Source organism: Bradyrhizobium sp. BRP56 (assembly GCF_020194035.1).
In the GTDB taxonomy this organism is placed as follows: domain Bacteria; phylum Pseudomonadota; class Alphaproteobacteria; order Rhizobiales; family Xanthobacteraceae; genus Bradyrhizobium; species Bradyrhizobium australafricanum.
In genome coordinates, this window is the sequence record NZ_JADYVV010000021.1 from 18,023 (window position 1) to 38,243 (window position 20,221).

Consider the following 20,221-nt stretch of genomic DNA (forward strand, 5'->3'; position numbering starts at 1 on the left):
TAATCTCCCTTAAAGTCCTGTGAAATCGCGCGTGCGATACCATGCTTCAATGGCGGGTATGGCCGGTCTTGCGACAGCGTGGAACATATGACTGGGAAAAGTCAGCTCATCGAATGCCGATCGACCCTCCTTATCGCCGAGCATTCGCAGCGCAATCTTGCGTCCAAAATGCGTGGAGCGCGACACGCCCGTTCCGCAGTACCCCATTGCGTAATGGATGCCCTCGGCTGTCCGGCCCAGGTGCGGAAACTCATCGAAGGTGTAGCCGATGAGACCGCTCCAGGCGTAGGAAACTCTTACGTTTCTTAGTTCCGGAAAGGTGCGCAAAACATCGCGCGCCAAATGCGAATACGCGGCGAGTGCAGTATCGCCGGTAAAATGATTTGCGCGTCCACCCCAAATCAGCCGGTTTTCGTCCGGCGCCGGACGAAAATAGAAGAACACGCGATTGCTGTTCCCGTAGACGCGCCTTCTTGGCATCAACTGCTCAAACAGTTGCGTCGGAATTGTCTCGGTCGCGATCTGCGCCGAGCGGATCGGGACGATCCGCTTCTTGAAATAGGCGCCCACATTCTTCGTGTAGCCGTTTGTCGCCACGAGGACGTCTCTGGCTTGAATTGTAAAACCATCGAAGTGCACCGTGTGCTCGGTTCGTCCGCTGGTGATTCCAAGTACCGGTGCATCGCCGCGGACCGCCACGCCGGCCTGAATGACGCGCTCAAGGAGGCCTGCATGGTACTTGCCCGGATGAAGGCACGCATCGTTCGGCAGCAACGATCCGCCATGGAACAGATTCGAGCCAATCTCGCTACGCTGCTCGGATCGAGTGATCATGCAGGACTCGACGCCGACATAGCGTCTTACGTCCTCCATTTCGCGAGCCATACGTTCATAATGCTTTGGCCGCATCGCGCCGCGGAAACGACCGCAGCGCGTAAATGAGCACTCGATGCTCTCTCGCCGGATGAGAGCTTCCAGGCCATCGAGCATTTCGATGCCCTCGCGAAGCAGTTCGACAGCTTTTCGCTCGCCCTTCATTTGGATGAGGCTCTTTACAGGAAACTTCTGATTGCCACTGCCGACTTGGCCGCCGTTGCGCGTGCTGGCACCAAAGCCAGGCGCCCCGGCATCGACCAGTACAACGTGGCGCCCTGCACGAGCGAGAACCAAGGCGGCAGAAAGGCCGGTGAAGCCAGCTCCAATCACAACAACATCCGCCTTCTTGGCCGGAGCCGGCCAAGGGCCGACCATTGGCGGGGCCGCTCGCCACCAGAACGGAGCGGCGGGTGTCGACCGGTACTTTGCCCAGCCTTCGGCAAGTGCCCACAGGCGAATCCCCAAGGGCTCGTCATCTGCGTGGGTGGTCTTGATGGGGTTCGACACCTGTGATCCTGCCTTTCATACTTGCATATAATAAAAAGAACTTGCAGTAAATGCAATAAGGCAATACAACATGGCTCGCGGCATGGGCAACTCGCTAGGCCTGATGCAACATGGTGAGGCTGCCAATCAAAGGAGAAGTCCGAATGCATCTCCCGAACGCGTGGACGGGCGCAATTTCACCAGGAAGCCTCGCGACCCCTAAGGAGTTGGATCTTGCTGGGGCCCAGGCATTCCTCAAGCAGGCGGGGGTCCGCTACGTGCTTGCGCAATTTGTCGATCTGCATGGGGTCGCGAAAAGCAAAGCCGTTCCAGTCCAGCACCTCGAAGGCCTGTTGAAGGAGGGGGCCGGATTTGCGGGCGGGGGCGCATGCGGGCTTGGTCTGCTCCCCCATGAAGCCGAATACATGGTGGTCTGCGAGCTCGATACCTTGGTGGTCACCCCGTGGGCTCCGGGATATGCGCGCATGATGGGCATAGGTACGGTGAAGGGCGCGCCGCATCCAGTCGACACGCGTAATGTCCTCAAGAACCAGGTCGCAAGACTTGCCGAGCGCGGCTGGACGTTCAATACGGGTCTGGAGCCCGAGTTCATTCTCCTGCGACGCGAGTCGGACGGCAAGCTGTCGCCGTTCGACTGCACCGATACGCTCGCCAAGCCGGCCTATGATTATCGCGGTCTCATGCGCGGGCGAAGCTTCCTTGAGCGGGTGACGGAATGCCTGCAAGCGGTCGGGATCGACGTCTATCAAATCGATCACGAAGATGCGAACGGGCAATATGAAATCAACTTCAAATATGCGGATGCGCTGAGGACGGCAGACCAAATTCTCTTTTTCAAGATGGCGGCCTCGGAGATTGCCCATGATCTCGGCGCGATCTGCTCATTCATGCCGAAGCCGCGCAGCAGTTCGACCGGCAGTGGTATGCATATTCACTGTTCGATAGCCGATCGAGACGGGCGAAATCTGTTTAATGATGACGCCGATCCAAATGGGATGGGGCTGAGCAGACTGGCTTATCATTTCCTGGGCGGCGTGCTCGCTCATGCAAGGGCGCTGACAGCGTTGCTGGCGCCAACGGTGAACTCCTATAAGCGTCTTGTCGTGGGTCACACCGTCTCGGGCGCGACGTGGGCTCCTGCCTTTATTGCTTACGGCGACAACAACCGCACTGCCATGGCGCGGATACCCTACGGCAGGCTCGAGATCCGCACCGGCGACAGCAGCATGAACCCGTATCTTGCAACCGCAGCTCTGATCGCCGCCGGTATCGATGGGATAGAGCGCAAGCTGGAGCCAGGTCCGCCCAGAAATGTGAACTTCTACGGTCTGTCGCTCGACGCGATCAAGCAGATGGGCGTCGACCTTCTTCCCCAGACGTTGACTGAGGCGCTCGACGCTCTCGAATCCGATCAGCTATTCGCAGCTGCTCTTGGCGAGCCGGTGATCAAGGAATTCATATCGCTGAAAAGATCGGAGTGGCTGGAATATCACCGCCACGTGTCCAGCTGGGAAGTCGAACGATATCTCAGCTTCTTTTGATCTCACCCGTGTCGGAGAGCAAGATGTGTGGAATTGCAGGCCTGTTTATCAAGGAAGCCCGGCTTCAGCCGCGACTAGGCGAGCTGCTTGCGTCGATGACATCGACCCTATGTAGCCGTGGACCCGACTCTGCCGGTTTTGCCGTGTATACGGCAGGAGAGCCAGGCAAGGCGAAACTTACGCTGACTTCGGTCGCAGAGCGTGTCGATTTTGAGGCGCTCGCAGTTGTGCTTTCGCGAGCAGTTGGTGCCTCGGTTTCGGTGACGGGCCGCTACACGCATGCCGTTGTGACCGTGCCGAATGATCTGGTGAGGCTGTGCCGCGATTGGATCTCCAAGAACGCTCAGGATGTTCGGATTCTGAGCGAGGGGGGCAATCTCGAAATCTACAAGGAAGTGGGCTATCCCGACGATGTCGCACGTAGCTTCGACATTGCCTCGCTTGCCGGCACACACGGTATCGCCCACACTCGTATGGCGACCGAGTCCGCAGTGACAACGATAGGCGCTCACCCGTTTTCGACCGGACCCGATCAATGCTTGGTTCACAACGGGTCGCTCTCGAACCATGCATCTGTTCGACGCGAGCTTCAGCGCGACGGTATTGTCCCGCAAACCGAGAACGACACCGAGGTCGCCGCAGGCTACCTGAGCCGCGAGTTGAGGCGGGGCAGAACGCTCGGACAGGCGTTGACGTCGAGCGTCGACGATCTCGATGGCTTCTTCACCTTTGTGGTCGGGACCAAGAACGGATTTGGCGTGCTGCGCGACCCAATCGCGTGCAAACCCGCGGTGATGGCTGAAACCGACGATTATGTGGCGTTTGCATCCGAGTATCGGAGCTTGGCATCCTTGCCCAGAATCAAAAGCGCGAAGCTCTTCGAGCCGAAGCCCGCCACACCTTACTTCTGGGAGCACTAGACAATGAACCAGATCGATTTCGACCAACCGCCGCAACGCGACCTAACCCAGCTCCGATCGTCCGATTACAGCCGGGAGATCGATCTTCTGACCACGCCGCTTCGTGATCTCAATGCGACCTTGCAGGCATTTGGCAGCAGTACGAAGGCCGAGGAGGCATCATCCTTTCGGGTGCTGAGCCCGAATGGCGCGCACGCGATTGCGGTCGGTATCGACGCGCCTGTCGATGTCGAGATTTCCGGTCATGTCGGCTATTATTGCGGCGGCATGAACAAGCGGGCGAGCATCGTCGTCGAGGGCAATGCCGGCCAGGGTGTCGGCGAGAACATGATGTCCGGTCTGATCCACGTCAAGGGCGATGCCAGCCAGTGTGCGGGCGCGAGCGCCCATGGGGGCCTGCTTTTGATTGAAGGCAATGCAAGCGCGCGCTGCGGCATCTCGATTAAGGGGGCGGATATTGTCGTAAAGGGCGGTATCGGCCACCTGTCGGGATTTATGGGCCAGAGCGGCCGTCTGGTTGCCTTTGGCGACGCCGGCGAAGCCTTGGGAGATTCGATCTATGAGGCTCGCATTTATGTTCGCGGCAAAGTCGAGAGTCTTGGCGCCGATTGCATCGAAAAGGAGCTGAGGGACGGACATCGCGCCGAGCTCTTTGCGCTCCTGAAGCAGGCTGACGAGGCTCACAAGGTCGATGTGTCGGATTTCCGGCGCTACGGGTCTGCCCGCAAGCTCTACAACTTCCACATCGACAATGCTGGGGCCTATTGATGAACACAATTGAGAAGCCGTGGGGCTACATGCCACCGCGCCGGTCCGCCACCTTCGACGATCATGCCATTGCGGAAATCCGCCGCGCGGCTGCGACCGGGATTTACGACATCCGCGGTGGCGGGACCAAGCGGAAGGTGCCGCATTTCGATGATCTTCTGTTCCTGGGCGCATCAATGTCGCGCTATCCGTTGGAGGGCTATCGGGAACGCTGCGAGACCAGCGTCGTCCTTGGGACGCGCTTTGCCAAGAAACCGATTGAGCTCGCGATCCCCGTGACGATCGCAGGCATGAGCTTCGGCGCCCTTTCGGCCCCGGCCAAGGAGGCGCTCGGCAGAGGGGCAAGTCTGGCGGGCACGTCGACGACGACAGGGGATGGCGGCATGACGCCGGAAGAGCGCGGCCAATCCAAGACGCTCATCTACCAATATCTGCCCTCAAGATACGGCATGAACCCGGACGATCTCCGCAAAGCGGACGCTATCGAGATCGTAGTTGGGCAGGGCGCTAAGCCTGGGGGCGGCGGCATGCTGCTCGGGCAGAAGATTTCCGATCGTGTGGCGAAGATGAGATCTTTGCCCAAGGGAATAGATCAAAGATCGGCCTGTCGACATCCCGACTGGACCGGGGCAGATGATCTGGAAATCAAAATCCTTGAGCTGCGCGAGCTGACAGGCTGGGAAAAACCCATCTACTTGAAAATGGGCGCAAGCCGTCCCTATTACGATGTTGCTCTCGCCGTCAAGGCTGGTGCAGACGTCGTGGTTCTCGACGGGATGCAGGGCGGTACCGCTGCGACGCAGGATGTATTCATCGAGCATGTCGGGATTCCGATTCTTTCGGCGATCCGGAGCGCAGTGAAGTCCCTGCAGGATCTTGGCATGCATCGAAAGGTTCAGTTGATTGTGTCGGGTGGGATTCGTAGCGGCGCCGACGTTGCCAAAGCTCTCGCGCTTGGCGCGGATGCGGTCGCAATTGGAACCGCCGCCTTGATTGCACTAGGCGACAACGATCCTCAATATGAGGACGAATACCGTGCCTTAGGGACCACCGCCGGCTGCTACGATGACTGGCATGAGGGCAAAGATCCAGCGGGCATTACCACCCAGGATCCGGTTCTGTCGGGGCGGCTCGACCCGGTGCTCGCCGGCCGCAGGCTTGCGAACTACCTGAGGGTGGTCACGCTTGAAGCGCAGACCATCGCGCGTGCGTGCGGCAAAAGCCGCCTGCACAATCTGGAGCCGGAGGATCTTGTCGCCTTGACCGTCGAGGCGGCCGCCATGACACAGCTTCCGCTGGCAGGGACGAGTTGGATACCTGGCCGCTAGAATCCCCAGCAGGAAATCCAACGACATCGGTAAGCCATCGTGATCGAATGCCGTAGGGACCGAGATCTAGATGGGACAGCCGAACTTCGCCGGCCATACAAAGCTGCTATGGCCGGCGTATATTGGATGGACGACAAGCGCATATTTCCCGTCCACTCGTGACCAACTCAAGGCGATCTTCAATTTGGCCCCACGTCAGGCCTGCAGCGGTGGCGATAGCAAGGCAATGTGGTCTTTCCCCGACCGATCGGATGACTTGGATCGGGCTCTGCAACGAGCGCAGGGCTAGGCGAGATCGCGCCAGATGGAGATCGTCGAACCTTCCGCGTCGTGACGTTGATGACGAGGGATCGGCGTCGAATCTACCGGGATGGCTGGACCTTCTGGTCCGGCAGATCAAGCCAAACACGCGCGCCTCCCTTTTTCTCGGGTGAGCCGTCGTAATTCTTTAACTGCTAGCTCGCGGCTCTCGGCAAGGCGGATCGTAAGGTCGGCCGGTTCGGCAAAGTCCGGACGGCCAAGCAATAGTGGGACCCACAGCGACTTGGATTTGATCGACACTGCCGCTGCCCGCAACCAGGATCAGTCGATCGACTGATGGCGCTTTAGAGAGCCGCCGGAAGGAACTTTTCGTTCGTTAGGCCCGGTGATGCAATTTACAATCGCGTGCTGCGCCGAATCTGACGCAAGAACTTGGAGCGCTTACGTTCTACCAGACATCGCGGCCATGAGCGCGCCTACCCGGCGTCTGAGCGAGCAACAACCCCTCGGACATCGCTTTGGCCGCGAGCTGGGTCCGTGAGACACTGTCCATCTTTGCAAGGATGTGCTCGATGTGCGTCGAGACCGTGCGGGGCGAGATGAACAGAAGCTCCGCGATCTGCGGATTTGACGCGCCTGTTGCAACCAGATGCAAGACTTGGATCTCCCTGAACGAGAGCTCGTATGGCCACGAAATCTGCTCCTCCGTGACCAGGACCATGTTGCGCTGACAGGGTATGATTGAAACGCGGTGGCAGTGGCCCGCATCATCACTCCACAGGAAACGCCGCGGCGTCCAGGGTCTGAGCATTTCCAGAAGCTGTCGGCGGAGGGCGCCCCCTTCACCGAGATGGGGGCCCGGTGCGCGTGCCAATAGATTAAAGGCTGCGCCACCAGAAGATATGACCAGGGCGAAACAATTGGGAGCTACGCCTTCGGCTAGCAGGCGCGGTGTTCTCAGCTGGTCGCACAGTTCGGCCAGGATGGGACGAAATCGCTGGGTGATCTCTCTGCGCTCATCCGTTGCGGCAGTCGAAGCGGTCCAGTTCATATGGAAGGCGCCGACGTAACGGCCATCCGATAACCGCAGGCACATGGTCGACCCTTCGTGGAATCCTGACGGAATGAGATATTCTCGGGCCGTCAGGGTGTCGGGAAACCAAAGATCCCAGTCCTGCTCACAGTCCCGCCACCTGAGAGAACGCGGATCGTCGCGATGCGCAATGGCGAAGGCTGGATTGCCTGTCACGAAATCATCGTTGATGTGCTTGAGCAGCTTCTCCGAGTAGCCGTCGCTTGCAAGCGTCTGATGAAGGTGGGTCTGAGACAGAGGATCCCAAGCGGTCAAAGTGAAGGCAGAGCAATGCACGAGATCGCGGATAAGCCGCGTCACCTCCAACGTTCTGTCGATCAATTGCGCGCGTGGATCGACGGATGCCGCGTCCCAAGCGACGATCACCGAACTTTCCGAGTGCGTTCTCACTGCTTCCCCCTGAGATGTTATTCCGGAAGGAGCCAGCCGGTAGCGTTCGGTATGCTAAGTTTCTTTTGAGCGGCTGTCGTGCCGCCTTATTGCTCTCGGCGGCCTCAATCGGCTCGTTTGTTGAGCAGCTTACGACAGATAAGACCGATTAGTACCGGCTATTCACCTGCTCCAGGGCTTTAAACGGGCGGCCCGATGTCCTTGACGGCGACATTTCTACCAACAACGTAAAGTCGTTTCGTAATCGACGTAAAATCGGTGTTTGCGTCGAGAACTCCCCCTCCGACCGGTCGATTTTTCGCGATCTAATCAACGGGTCACTGCCGCTCTCCCCCGCAAAATCGGTCGACTGACGTATTGAAGCAGGGCGTTGCGGGTCCGAAGCTTGGCAATGAAGCATTTGATTTCGCGGTCTGCGGAACGGAATTGTCAGGAAGATTGCTCCGGTAGGGCGCACCACCCCCTCGTCGGTGCGACAGCGACAGAATGAGAGGAAAATAGCTACGAAGCGAAGAGGAGACAGCCATGCCCAACTGCTCGGAAAATCTCAGAAATGGCAGAGTCACGCGATGCGCAGTCTGTGAGGGGAGGTTTGGTCTCGTCCGGTACTACTCGTGGCGAACCCCGCTTTGTTCAAAGAAGTGCGTTGATCGCTTCAGAGCTCGCCGGCAAGCCGACGGCGATTGGGTCGGCAGATTATTCGCTGGCAAATTGATAGGGAGCCTCAGAGGTCCGCGCCGGACCTGCGCAATTGCTCGGCCGGCGATGGGCGCGAAACATCCGCTCTCAGATGATCTGATCACGCCTGCGCCCCTCGAGCGACCTGGCAGGCAGGCGGATGCGGCTGCCTAAGTCCGAACGCAAAACGCGGGACTTGCATCAAGTAAAAATAACTTGCATGAAATGCAAAGCAGAGATACCGTTTTATTCAGCGGCAGGCGCAGCCGGATTCATCAAGCCGATCTCGCTAAGCGCAGGAGGAGGACTTCAAATGACTTCAAAGCTGACCAGACGGACGGTGACGGCGGGCCTCGGCGCATCTTTGGCCATGCCATGGATTGTGCGCTCGCATGCTCTGAGCGGACAGCCGATCGTGATTGGAATTCCCGCCGCGCAGACGTCGGCCGCGGGCGTGGCCGATCATCTGGACTTCGTCCAAGGTACAACGCTTGCGGTCGAGGAAATAAATGCTGCCGGCGGCGTGTTGGGTCGAGAGCTAAAGATCTTCACAGTCGATATTGACGTGCTCTCGCCGGAAAGTAGCAAGCAAGCGATTGCAGCGTGTATCGACGCCAAGGTGGATGCCGTGTCGTTTGCATTCACGCTGGTCCCGGTGCCGGCGATGGATGCCTCCGTGAAATACAAGTGTCCTTGGATCCACGGCAGCGCACAACGCGCCGGGAGCGAGGCGGTCAAAAACAATCCCGAAAAATACAGCCACGTCTTCCAGACGCCTCCCTCGGAAGTCGATTACGGTTGGACTTACCCAATCTGGCTCGAACACGAGGAAAAACGGGGAGTCTGGAAGCCGAAGAACCGCAAGGTTCATATCGTCCAGGAGCAAGTCGCTTACTGCCAAACCATTTCCAAGGCGGCGCAAGAGGCATTCAAGAAGGGTAGCAACTTTGAAGTGGCGCGCGTCACCGACATTCAGTTTCCAGTCCAGGACTGGGCACCCGTCATCCGCGAGATGAAAGAGGTCGGAGCTGCGGCGATCATGGTCGATCATTGGGTGGCCGCCGAATACGCGGCGTTCTGCAAACAGTTCGTTGCCGATCCCGTGCCGGACTCTCTGGTCTACCTCCAGTACGGTCCTTCCCAGCCCGAGTTTCTGCAGCTCGCTGGCAGCTCTGCAAACGGCTTCGCCTGGTCGACGACGATGGGCCTTTATGCAGATGAGAGGGGGCGCGAGTTCGCACGCAAATACAAGAAGCGCTTCCCCGGAATTATGGGATTTGCCTATCCAAGCATCTCGTATGATCAGACCTACTACCTGAAGAGAGCTTGGGAGGCGGTCGGCGATCCCCGCAAATTCAAGGAGGTCTGTGACTGGATCCGGGTCAATCCGCAGCGCGGCGTCAGTGGGTTCATGAACATGAACAACCCATACCAGGAGAGTTTTCACTTCCCGGACAATGGTGGTGACACGCTTCAAGTGTCTGAACTCGATAAAGGTGTGTCTCAGCTTTACTTCCAGGTTCAGGGCGTCGAGCACAAGCTGATCTTCCCCAACGAGGTCGCCGATTCGAAGCTTCAAAAGGCTCCCTGGTGGTCCTGATGTTGAAGAGCACGAACGAGAGTCGATCTTCGGGTGTAAGGCCGTCCGGGCCGCTGTTCACGTGCAGCGGCATCCACCTCGACCTCGGTGGGCGAGAAATCCTTCGAGATATCAATGTGCACGTCGCGGTCGGGGAGGTACTCGGCGTCATTGGTCCCAATGGCGCCGGTAAGACGAGCCTGTTCGAGGTGCTGTCCGGGCGACTGGCGCCTAAATCGGGTCAAGTGACGTTCAAGGGGCAGGATGTCACGACGTTGCCGTTGCACAGAAGAGCAAGGCTCGGAATAGGTCGGACCTATCAGACGCCGGTCATTCCGGAAGAGTTGACCGTCGGCGAAACCTTCAAGGCCGCGCGACAGGCCTTTCAGCCCTATCTGACAAAGTTCGACGCGGAATATGGCGCTGAGCTCGTCAATTTGAAAGTGGACGAGGATGTTCCGACAGCTCAGCTCGAAACCCTCAACCGCAGAAAGCTTCTGCTCGCCTGCCTCCTGATGCGCCGGCCCTCGCTGTTGCTGATGGACGAGCCCGCAGCCGGTTTGATCAATTCTGAGGTGGAGGAAATCGACTTCCTTCTCCGCCTGCTGTCAAAGGAAATGAACATCGCGATCATCATCGTTGAGCACCGAATTGAGCTTTTGGGGACGATTGCGGATCGCGTCATGGTGATGGACGCAGGAGAGGTGATCTCCGAAGGATCGATGGCCAAAGTGCTTAGCGATCCCAAGGTTCACGCAGCCTACTTTGAAAACGTAGACGAGGCAGCCTGACATGAACGTCATGCAGCAGGATTTGAGCCGAAAGACACATACGCTACATGACCAGGTGCACCGGCGCGAGGTGCTCAATGTCTGCGGTCTGTCGGCAGGATATGGTCCCATGAGGGTCATTCACGACCTTGACCTGATTGTCAGTTCCGGAGAACGCATCGGCATTGTGGGTCTCAACGGCCACGGAAAATCGACCCTGTTCTACGCCATCGCCGGCCTGACGGGATGGCAACGGGGGTCGATCAAGCTCAATGGAATCGAGGTGGGTCGCACGCGCAGCCAGGGGCCCGGCCGATACACCCACCAGATCGTGCGCGCGGGCCTCGCGCTGATCCCGCAGGGCGACGAGATCTTTCACGGCCTTACTGTCGAAGAGCATCTTGATTCCGGCGCCTTCACGCCGCGCTCCTGGCGCGAGCGTAAGGAGCGCAAGGAGCGCATCCTGCAGATCTTTCCGCCTCTGAAGAAGCTGATGGCGGTTCCCGTCGGCCGACTGTCGGGTGGCGAACGACGAATGGTGTCGATCGGCCGCGGCTTGATGGGGGAGGCGTCACTTTTTCTGGTCGACGAGCCATCATTGGGGCTCGCGCCAAAGATCGGCAAGAACGTAATCGATGCGCTCATGGCGCTCGACCTCGGCGGTTCTGCGATGGTGATCGCAGAGCAGAATGTGTCCCTGCTTGAGGGACGCGTTGATCGGATTATCGGGATGCATGTCGGCAAACTGAAGGGTGAGGCATCTGCCGCGCTGATGCTGCACGACCACGGAGGTGCGTGAGCGATGGATGTCTGGTTTGTTGTCAGCAATACGATCCTATTGGCGTGTATTTACGGTACGCTTGCCATCGGTGTATCCATCACATGGTCAAGCTTGGGGCTGCTCAACCTTGCCTATGGGTTCATCTTCGCATTTGCAGGCTATGGGGCCTGGCTGTTTGCCCAGCATGTCTCGACCTGGGGCCCGGCCGTTCTGGCCAGCGGGGTTCTAGCCGGGGCTTTAGGCGGATTGTTCGTCTGCGCGCTCGCCTTCATTCCCATCCATGACAAGCCGAACTTTACCATCCGCGGCTTGATTGCGACGCTTGCGATCAACCTGATCGGGACACAGTCGCTGCTGTGGTGGTTTGGACCGCGCTCCAAGAGCTTGCCGGAAATCTTTGGGACCTGGAAGCTCTCGCTTCCTGGAATGACGCTGACGGCCGATAAAGTGGGCAATGTCATCACCTCAGTTGTCATGCTTCTGCTGGTGCTGAGATGGATGCGCTCAAGCCGGCGTGGACTCGAGATCAGGGCCATGATGATGAACCCTCATGCCGCATCCATCGTGGGCATCGGCGTGCGACGCACGTCGTTCTACGTCATGGCGATCACAGGCGCCTTGGCTGGGCTCGCAGCAGTCCTTTTATCGCAGACCTATTACATTTCGCCTTTCGGCGGCCTTACGCCGATGATCAAAGCGGTGAGCATTGCACTGTGCGGCGGACTTGGAAGCGTGCAAGGCGCAATCATTGCAGCGATTGTGCTCGGACTGAATGAAGCGCTCACAACTGTCTCGATCGGCGGCCGCTACGTTCTGATCACGCAGTTCTTGATGATCATCCTGATCCTGCTGGTGCGCCCGAGAGGGATCGCGGGAATTCTCGACCGGGCAAGGGAGGCCTAAAACATGACTGAGCTCAGCCAAGCTCAAAGAACATGGCGAAATCCATTGTTCGCGTGGGATAGCGCACAGGAGGTAGAACAGCTTCCGACTGCCTCCTATGTCAGTCACCAGGAAATCTGGGAGAGGACTCGCTCCTCAAGGACGAAGTTGTTTCAGGTCGGCCGGCTCCGGTACTACCATAAATGGGCAGGCCACGGCCAAAGCACCTGGCACCGCAACCGCTATTGGCCGACACGCCGCCGCATGCTCCGCATCCGGGGAGAGTACAATGACAAGAGCCTGCGGCGCGAAAAGACCATCGTCGACAAGCGTCCGATCTGGTGGGTGATGGGACTGATAGCTCTGGCGTTGGTTCCCCTAATCGCACCGGAACGGCTCGAAAACACACTGCTCACCGCTGGCGTGACCTTCGGGATCTATGCCGCCATTAATTTGTGTTGGATGCTGGTCATCGGCACCGCGAGCATCTTCTCGTTGGCCACCTACGCGATCGTAGGCACCGCCGCTTTCATGACCGCATATGCCTCGACCATGTTAGGTCTTCCTTGGTGGTTGTTGCCGCCGCTCGGAGCAATCATCGGATTGATCTTCGGCGGCATCATTGCGCTACCGGCAACGAGGCTTGATGGCTTCTACTACGCGTTGTTGACGCTCGGCCTCAATGAGTTATGCCGCGTATATTTCGTGACGTCCAAGGAATTCGGCTCCGCTACCGGTGGACTCTATGGTGCTGCAACATATCTACCGCAGGACTGGTCTTCCACAGGACAGCTGCAGCTCGCTTACTATGCTTGTTTCGCGCTGATGTTGCTGGCCCTGCTGCTCTATCGTTCTATCAATGGACGGCGGCTCGGTCGCATATTACGAATTGCCCCGGAAAAACGTGAGGCATTTGCCGAAGCCACCGGCGTCAATTTTCGTCAGGCGCGCGTCCGCGTCTTCTTGATTTCCTCGGTCGGGCTCGGATTCATCGGCGGCTTCTATTCTGCAAATTACGGCGGCGTGGCGTTTTCCATCTTCAGCTTTGACACGGTGCTGCTTGGTCTTGCGATGCTTGTGATCGGAGGAATAGGGCGGGCCGAAGGCGCGGTGGTCGGAACATTGATTGTGGTCTTCTTCGACAAGGTCCTGATCACGCTTGGGCCAATACGCCTGATCATCATAGGGCTGATCATGCTGTTCGTTGTGCTTTATCTCCGCAACGGCCTGTTCGGCATCAAACAGCAGTTTCGGACCTGGAGAAACAAGAAAAAGAGCGAGCGTCGCTCCACTCGCGCCGAGAAGGGCGGGGAAATGCTGCCCGAGGAAGCGACCGAAGCGCGTAATCCGGATGACGTCTACCGCCGTCGCTACGACAAAATGCAACGCGAGTTCCTGAAAAGACTGGTGACCCCCGAGGTGATCGACGAGCACCGGCGCGCGCCGCAAGGCCAGCACAGCGAGTCGTTGGAGCGGCTTCTGATCTACTTCAGGAACCAACCGCAACCGGACAAATACGCGATCACGGCGCTTCAGTCGACGAATGGCTACCGAATCGTTGCGCTTTCAGGTCACCGAGGTGTCGCGCCTCGGGTCGTCGAGGACAAGATCTATAGGTCGCCTGTTGAAGCCTATCACGGCGTATTTCTGCGCCGGGTGCAGGATCTTCTCGAATCCTAAAGCCGCAAAAGAGGCGCGGTACTGCTGAAAGTGAGGAGTCACGAGATGGCGCAAGTTAAGCTCTTTGGCTATTCGGACAAGATTTCGGTCAAGCCGGGAGAGGTCATCCAGTTCTATGTCAATGCCGATGGCACAGAGATCGCCGAGGCGCAATTGGTGCGCCTGATCCATGGAGACCAGCATCCGGCCGGGCCCGGACACGTCGAACAGGAAATCGAATGTCCGGTGAATGGTCATTGGCGCGTGGAGAAGCAATACACGCAGGTCGGCTCCTTCCTTGAGGCCGCGGACACCGAGCGCCGGCTTGCGCTCGAGGGCAGCTTCACCGTGTTTGCTTTTGTCCATCCGTTGTGGCCGCAGGTCGGCATGCGGCAGTGCCTGTTGGGGCGTTGGGATAACGACAAGAACTGCGGCTTTGGCCTTGGCATCAAGCAAAATGGGCTCTTGGAATTCTGGGTCGGGCGAGGCGACGAAGTGGATTACCTGGAAGCCGAGGTGCCGCTTAAAGCCAACATGTGGTACTTCGTCGCCGCGAGCCTTGATGCGAACACAGGGCGCGCGACGCTTTACCAGGAAGGCGTCGTCAACCGGTATAACAGCGTGCTCGGCAAGGTTGCTCCGCTGGACCTCAGCTCGCACGTCTCTGAAATCTTTCGTTTTCGCCCAAAGCATCTGGCCGACACGCCGTTTTTGATGGCGGGATCGCGAGACTGGCACGAAAAGCGCGGACACTTCGTCTCGCAACTTTATTGCGGCAAGATCGATCGACCCGGATTGTTCGATCGCGTTCTGGGGCGCGATGAGCTCGACCTAATCAGGAGCGGACACAGGCCGCCGGCCAAAGGCATGCTAGCGTACTGGGACACGACCCATGGATATACCGATCAGGGAATCGGCGATACAGTGACGGACGTCGGCCCCTTCAATCTGCATGCGAAAGGCTACAATCGGCCTGTTCGTGCGCAGACCGGGTGGAACTGGAGCGGACGCAATGATTGCTTCCGGCTGGCGCCCGACGAATACGGAGGGGTCGAATTCCACTCCGATGCGCTGATCGACTGCAATTGGAAGCAGACGAAAGCTCTGAAGCTTCCCGATAATCTGCGCAGCGGTGCCTACGCCATGCGCTTGCGCGCCGGACCGGGCACAGGCCTCGGTGAAGAGTATATCCCATTCTTCGTTCGCCCTAAGGTGCCGACCGGCCGCATCGCCTTCCTGGTGCCAACGGCAAGTTACCTGGCCTACGCCAACGAACATCTCAGTTTCGATGCTCCCATCGTTCAGGGCATGACGGGCATGACGCCTATTCTGACGGATATCGACGTCGAGATGTACAAGAACCCCGAGTTTGGGCATGGCTGTTACGATTCCTGGGCCGACGGTCAGGGTGTTTGCTACAGCTCCTATCGCCGGCCGGTGATCAACATGCGGCCGAAATACCGCATCTCGAGCATGGATATCACCTGGCAATATCCTGCCGATCTCTCGGTGATCGCTTGGCTCGAACACCATAACTACGACTACGACGTCTTGACCGATGAAGATCTCGATCTCGAGGGCGTTGCTGCGCTCGAGCCATATCGCTGCGTGATCAGCGGTACCCATCCAGAATACTATTCCGAACGGATGATGGACGCGACCGAGGATTACATCGAGGGCGGCGGTCGCTACATCTACCTCGGAGCCAACGGATATTACTGCAACGTGGCCATCCGAAAGGAAGAGCCTTGGGTGCTTGAATGCCGCAAGTTCGGCGACACGTGGAAGGCATGGGAGGCGCGGCCTGGCGAACACTACATGGCCACGACGGGTCAAAAGGGCGGTCCCTGGAAATGCCTGGGCAGGCCGCCGCAGAAGATCATGGGCGTCGGCTTTGTCTCCGAGGGGTTTGGCAGGAGCGAGCCGTTCTATCGCATGCCGGACAGTTATGATTCGTCTCTTTCCTGGATTACGGAAGGTATAGAGGGAGAGATCATCGGCGACTTCGGCCTGGCTTACGATGGGGCAGCCGGCGTCGAGCTCGACCGCTACGATCTGACACTCGGAACGCCGCCGAATGCGAAGGTGATTGCATCATCTGGCGGTCACACCGATAACTACATCACGCATGTGCAGGTTCAACTGCATCAGCATCCAGGCATCACCGGTAGCTACGATTACCGCGTGCGAGCGGACATGACCTATTTCGCCACGCCAAACGATGGCGCGGTGTTCTCTTGCAGCTCGATCGCCTTTGGTCAGGCGCTGCCGGTCAATGGTTTCGATAACAACGTCTCTCGGTTGCTGGCAAACGTTGTGAACGCGTTCGCCAAGCCTGGGCCGCTGCCGGATGCGGCGCGCCTCGAGGTAACGTCACCGGAGGCGGAGCCTGCGGCTTCCTAGACTTTATCCGAAAAGGGCTCACAAACGTGCCGAACGCAACGAAAATCCATGATAGAGACGAACTCTTCAAGCAGATGTTCGAGTCAAAGCAGCGCGAGTTCCTGCGAACCCTCGTCACGGCCGAGGTGGTGGAGGAACATCGGCTCGCTCCTTGCGGCCAGCACAGCGAGCCGCTTGATCGATTGCTCCTCTACTTCAATCGCCGCCCCCTCTCCGAGAGGTATGCCATCCTGACCGTCGAGCCGTTCAAGGCCTATCGGGTGGTGGCTCTTCCTGGGCAACGCGGCGTGCCCCCCAAGGACGTGGATGACAAGACATACCCCTCTCATATCGACGCGCAGCACGCCGTCTTTCTGCGCAACGTGCAGGAATTGCTTGAATCCTGATCGCACCGTCGCTGAGACCTCTTGGATGTTGCAACGATTGGATTTCTGTCGCCGATCGCCTTGCACTGAATTGAAGCCGGAAAAATTCTGGAGTTTGTAAATGACAAAACCTAAGCTCTTCGGCTATTCGGACAAGCTTTCCGTGAAACCGGGCGATCTCCTTCAGCTTTACGTGAATGCCGAAGGCGCTGATCGCGCTGAAGCGCGCTTGGTGCGATTGATCCATGGCGATCAGCATCCTTCTGGACCGGGATTCATGGAGGAGGAGATCAACTGCGAAGCAAACGGCACATGGCGCGTCGAAAAGCAGTTCACGCAGCTGGGTTCGTTCCTGGAAGTGGCCGACCCGGCGCGCCGCTTGGCCTTGGAATCAAGCCTGACCGTGTTTGCCTTTATCTGCCCCACGCGACCGCAACCGGGATGGCGGCAGTCCCTGATCAGTCGCTGGGATAACAAGGAGGGCTGCGGATTTTTCCTCGGCATCTCCGAAAGCGGGCGGCTTGAGTTCACCGTCGGACAAGGTGCAAAGATCGAACGGCTCGAAGCTAGTGTCCCTCTGCAGGCAAACACGTGGTATTTCGTGGCAGCCACCCTTGATGGATCAACAGGTCATGCAAGCCTGTTCCAGGATGGTGTCCTCAATCGCTACAACAGCCTGCTCAGCCGAGTGGCACTTGTCGAACACCACGCTCGTGCGTCTGGCCGCCTTCAGGCGCGCCAGAGCAACCTTCCAGACACGCCGTTTCTGATCGGCGGCTCCCGGGATTGGCAGAATGACCGCGGACAGTTCGTATCGCAGCTCTATTGCGGTAAGATCGACCGACCTGGTCTGTTCGATCGCGCCCTTTCAGGCGAGGAACTCGATCAAATCAGATCCGGCCAAAAGCCATCCTCGCACGGCATGGTCGCCTATTGGGATACGGCTGCCGGCTACACCGAAAGCGGCATCGGCGACATCGTCACTGACACGGGTCCCTTTCGGCTGCACGCCGAGGGGCGCAACCGGCCGGTGCGAGGGCAGACCGGCTGGAATTGGAGCGGACGCAATGATTGCTTCCGCCTGGCGCCGCAGGAGTATGGCGGTATCGAATTCCATGCCGACGCCCTGACCGACTGCAATTGGAAGGTGACCAAGGCGATCAAGCTGCCTGAGACTCTACGAAGCGGAGCTTACGCTATTCGTCTGCGAGCAGGAGAAGGAATCGGCCTGAGCGAGGAATACATCCCGTTCTTCGTGCGTCCAAAGACGCCGAAAAGTGCAATCGCGTTCCTGTTTCCGACCGCAAGTTATATCGCGTATGCCAATGAGCGTCAGAGCTTCGAGGCGCCGATCACCCAGCCCGTCACAGGCATGCCTGCCGTATTGTCCGAGATCGACATCGAACTGGCGGGGCGTTCCGACCTCAGCCTTTCCGCCTGCGATCACTGGGCCGACGGGCAGGGGGTTTGCTACAGCTCCTATCATCGCCCGATCATCAATCTGCGGCCGAAATACCGCTCATCCAGCACAAATCTTGCTTGGCAATTTCCCGCTGACCTATCGGTGACCGCATGGCTCGAGCACCAGAATTACGAGTACGAGGTCCTGACCGACGAAGACCTGGAACGTGAAGGCGTATCAGCGCTTGAGCCGTATACCTGCGTCATCAGCGGCACGCATCCGGAGTATTATTCCGAACGCATGCTGGATGCGACCGAGGATTACATCGCGTCTGGCGGCCGTTACATTTATCTCGGCGGCAATGGCTTTCATTGGAGCGTCGCGTTTCGAACCAATGAGCCATGGGTGATGGAATGCCGCAAGTTCGGGCCGGCCTGGAAAACCTGGGATGCGCGTCCTGGCGAATATTATATGGCCACCAATGGTCAAAAAGGAGGTGCCTGGCGCGCACAGGGGCGGCCGGCACAAAAGGTCGTCGGCGTCGGCTTCATCTCGGAAGGGTATGGAAAGAGCCAGTTTTACCGCCGAATGCCGGATAGCTACCACCGCACGGTGTCCTGGCTCACCAAAGGGATCGACGGTGAGATCATCGGGGATTTTGGCTTGGCCTATGGCGGCGCCGCCGGCGTCGGGCTCGACCGCTGTGATCCTGCGCTGGGAACGCCGCCGCATACAAAGCTGATCGCTTCTTCGGGCGGCCACACCGATAGCTACCTGGTGAACCCTGAGGTCATTCACTACGCCTTCGAGGGGCTCTCGGGATCCTACGATTATCGGGTGCGTGCCGACATGGCCTATTTCACGGCGCCGCACCATGGCGCGGTTTTTTCAGCCGGATCAGTCGCCTTTGGACAGGCGCTGCCGGTTAACAATTTCGATAACAACGTGTCTCGGCTCCTGGCAAATGTCGTGGACGCATTCGTGAGGCCGGGAGCACTGCCCGGGTCGTGGTGGATCAGCGAGGAGAAGCAATGGCGATGACGCAATTTCAGCAAGCATCTCGCTCCTTGGCGGCGGCCACGGAAATGAATTCCGCAGCGAATGCTTGCAGGAGCGAAATCGCAACTGTGCAGCTGTAATTTGCGCAATCTAACAGAGAGGCTGAAAGAAGATACTGGCCCAATTGCCAGAATGACCCGGTGCGCCAAGACCAAACGACCACACTCCTTTGACGGCAGCGTAGCCATGGAACTCGACCTTCTGGATGCTCGTCTTCTAGATCTCGTGCAACGCAACAATCGGCTGAGCAGCGAAGCGCTCGGTGAAAAGGTCGGCTTGTCTGCATCCGGGGTCCAGCGCCGGCTGAAGCGCCTGCGATCCAGACGCGTGATCGAAGCAGACGTTTCAATCGTTTCTCCGAAAGCGATCGGACGAAACGTGACCATGTTAGTCCTGATTTCCTTTGAGCGCTCTCGGGCTGACATCCTGGATCGTTTCAAGCGTGCAGTTTGCAAGATGAGTGAGGTGATGAGCGGATTTTACGTTGCCGGTCAGGCCGAATTTGTCCTGCTGGTGACCGCTCATAGCATGGAAGACTACGAGGAATTTACACGCCGCCTCGTGCACGACACGCCGGATATCAAGCGCGTTGACACGATGGTCGTTTTGGATCGCTTTAAAGCGGGCTTCACTGTGCCGATGTCATCTATCGCATGCTGGTGATAGCTTGGACAGTACGCCGAACGACATGGTGAGATGTTCAGTAGATCTATCTGCCATAACTGGGCAGGCTTCGGGACATGTCCTTGCCGAGACCAGATTGTACGGCTGCTGGTTCTTGAGCCGTCATGCTCGCATTAGCAACGGGCCGCGAAGAAAGTGGGCTGGAATCCTGATCGCGAGCCGACGATTGTAGACAGCCCTACACACGCCAGCTGCGCGCGGTAAGCGGTAGGTTTAGCATCGATCTTATCGAGGAGGTAACGGATTGCGCTTCTTCCCTACGGCATGCGTCGACG

At 58.3% G+C, this 20,221-nt stretch carries 15 protein-coding genes; 13 read left to right on the forward strand and 2 right to left on the reverse strand.

The features are described from left to right. Positions 1-9: 9 nt before the first annotated feature. Positions 10-1,383, reverse strand: a complete 1,374-nt coding sequence (locus tag I6F38_RS16775) for an FAD-binding oxidoreductase (RefSeq protein ID WP_225161117.1) — start codon at positions 1,381-1,383, stop codon at positions 10-12. Between the two features lie 143 nt (positions 1,384-1,526). Between I6F38_RS16775 and glnT the strand changes: the two genes are divergently transcribed. The 4 genes from glnT to I6F38_RS16795 are packed head-to-tail and all read left to right on the forward strand — an operon-like array spanning position 1,527 to position 5,940. Further along, entirely contained in the window at positions 1,527-2,924 is a 1,398-nt protein-coding gene (glnT, locus tag I6F38_RS16780; RefSeq protein WP_225161118.1) for a type III glutamate--ammonia ligase, read from the forward strand. A gap of 23 nt (positions 2,925-2,947) precedes the next feature. After that, positions 2,948-3,844, forward strand: coding sequence for a glutamine amidotransferase family protein (locus tag I6F38_RS16785; protein WP_225161119.1), 897 nt, complete (start codon positions 2,948-2,950; stop codon positions 3,842-3,844). A gap of 3 nt (positions 3,845-3,847) precedes the next feature. Next, positions 3,848-4,612, forward strand: a complete 765-nt coding sequence (locus I6F38_RS16790; RefSeq protein ID WP_225161120.1) for a protein glxC — start codon at positions 3,848-3,850, stop codon at positions 4,610-4,612. After that, entirely contained in the window at positions 4,612-5,940 is a 1,329-nt protein-coding gene (locus I6F38_RS16795; protein ID WP_225161121.1) for an FMN-binding glutamate synthase family protein, read from the forward strand. Before I6F38_RS16790 ends, I6F38_RS16795 begins: the two co-directional genes overlap by 1 nt. Before the next feature lie 709 nt (positions 5,941-6,649). Here I6F38_RS16795 and I6F38_RS44230 read toward each other — a convergent pair. Continuing rightward, positions 6,650-7,660, reverse strand: coding sequence for a helix-turn-helix transcriptional regulator (locus I6F38_RS44230; RefSeq protein WP_225161122.1), 1,011 nt, complete (start codon positions 7,658-7,660; stop codon positions 6,650-6,652). 1,015 nt (positions 7,661-8,675) lie between these two features. Between I6F38_RS44230 and I6F38_RS16805 the strand changes: the two genes are divergently transcribed. The 9 genes from I6F38_RS16805 (at position 8,676) to I6F38_RS16845 (ending at position 19,925) form a co-directional block, all read left to right on the forward strand. Next, positions 8,676-9,962, forward strand: coding sequence for an ABC transporter substrate-binding protein (locus I6F38_RS16805; protein WP_225161123.1), 1,287 nt, complete (start codon positions 8,676-8,678; stop codon positions 9,960-9,962). After that, complete coding sequence (locus I6F38_RS16810) at positions 9,962-10,732, forward strand: ATP-binding cassette domain-containing protein (RefSeq protein ID WP_212061703.1); 771 nt, start codon at positions 9,962-9,964, stop codon at positions 10,730-10,732. Before I6F38_RS16805 ends, I6F38_RS16810 begins: the two co-directional genes overlap by 1 nt. 1 nt (position 10,733) lies before the next feature. After that, positions 10,734-11,510, forward strand: a complete 777-nt coding sequence (locus I6F38_RS16815; RefSeq protein WP_225161124.1) for an ATP-binding cassette domain-containing protein — start codon at positions 10,734-10,736, stop codon at positions 11,508-11,510. A 3-nt stretch (positions 11,511-11,513) separates the two neighbouring features. Beyond that, entirely contained in the window at positions 11,514-12,395 is an 882-nt protein-coding gene (locus I6F38_RS16820) for a branched-chain amino acid ABC transporter permease (RefSeq protein ID WP_212061701.1), read from the forward strand. Positions 12,396-12,398: 3 nt separating this feature from the next. Then, positions 12,399-14,054: a branched-chain amino acid ABC transporter permease gene (locus I6F38_RS16825; protein WP_225161125.1), complete on the forward strand. Its 1,656-nt coding sequence runs from the start codon at positions 12,399-12,401 to the stop codon at positions 14,052-14,054. Between the two features lie 45 nt (positions 14,055-14,099). After that, positions 14,100-16,436 (forward strand): LamG domain-containing protein, encoded by a 2,337-nt coding sequence (locus tag I6F38_RS16830; protein WP_225161126.1) that lies wholly within the window; start codon positions 14,100-14,102, stop codon positions 16,434-16,436. Positions 16,437-16,462: 26 nt separating this feature from the next. Further along, positions 16,463-16,822, forward strand: a complete 360-nt coding sequence (locus tag I6F38_RS16835; protein WP_212061690.1) for a hypothetical protein — start codon at positions 16,463-16,465, stop codon at positions 16,820-16,822. Positions 16,823-16,922: 100 nt separating this feature from the next. Beyond that, positions 16,923-19,244, forward strand: a complete 2,322-nt coding sequence (locus I6F38_RS16840; protein ID WP_225161127.1) for a LamG domain-containing protein — start codon at positions 16,923-16,925, stop codon at positions 19,242-19,244. A gap of 204 nt (positions 19,245-19,448) precedes the next feature. After that, the gene (locus I6F38_RS16845) at positions 19,449-19,925 is read left to right on the forward strand and encodes an Lrp/AsnC family transcriptional regulator (protein ID WP_212061681.1); all 477 of its coding nucleotides are present in this window, start codon (positions 19,449-19,451) and stop codon (positions 19,923-19,925) included. The last annotated feature ends 296 nt before the right edge of the window (positions 19,926-20,221 follow it).

What these genes read in the sequence shown, in the direction of transcription:
- glnT (WP_225161118.1), top strand. Translation starts at nt 1,527, where the DNA reads ATGCATCTCCCGAACGCGTGGACGGGCGCAATTTCACCAGGAAGCCTC.
- I6F38_RS16785 (WP_225161119.1), top strand. Translation starts at nt 2,948, where the DNA reads ATGTGTGGAATTGCAGGCCTGTTTATCAAGGAAGCCCGGCTTCAGCCG.
- I6F38_RS16790 (WP_225161120.1), top strand. Translation starts at nt 3,848, where the DNA reads ATGAACCAGATCGATTTCGACCAACCGCCGCAACGCGACCTAACCCAG.
- I6F38_RS16795 (WP_225161121.1), top strand. Translation starts at nt 4,612, where the DNA reads ATGAACACAATTGAGAAGCCGTGGGGCTACATGCCACCGCGCCGGTCC.
- I6F38_RS16805 (WP_225161123.1), top strand. Translation starts at nt 8,676, where the DNA reads ATGACTTCAAAGCTGACCAGACGGACGGTGACGGCGGGCCTCGGCGCA.
- I6F38_RS16810 (WP_212061703.1), top strand. Translation starts at nt 9,962, where the DNA reads ATGTTGAAGAGCACGAACGAGAGTCGATCTTCGGGTGTAAGGCCGTCC.
- I6F38_RS16815 (WP_225161124.1), top strand. Translation starts at nt 10,734, where the DNA reads ATGAACGTCATGCAGCAGGATTTGAGCCGAAAGACACATACGCTACAT.
- I6F38_RS16820 (WP_212061701.1), top strand. Translation starts at nt 11,514, where the DNA reads ATGGATGTCTGGTTTGTTGTCAGCAATACGATCCTATTGGCGTGTATT.
- I6F38_RS16825 (WP_225161125.1), top strand. Translation starts at nt 12,399, where the DNA reads ATGACTGAGCTCAGCCAAGCTCAAAGAACATGGCGAAATCCATTGTTC.
- I6F38_RS16830 (WP_225161126.1), top strand. Translation starts at nt 14,100, where the DNA reads ATGGCGCAAGTTAAGCTCTTTGGCTATTCGGACAAGATTTCGGTCAAG.
- I6F38_RS16840 (WP_225161127.1), top strand. Translation starts at nt 16,923, where the DNA reads ATGACAAAACCTAAGCTCTTCGGCTATTCGGACAAGCTTTCCGTGAAA.
- I6F38_RS16845 (WP_212061681.1), top strand. Translation starts at nt 19,449, where the DNA reads ATGGAACTCGACCTTCTGGATGCTCGTCTTCTAGATCTCGTGCAACGC.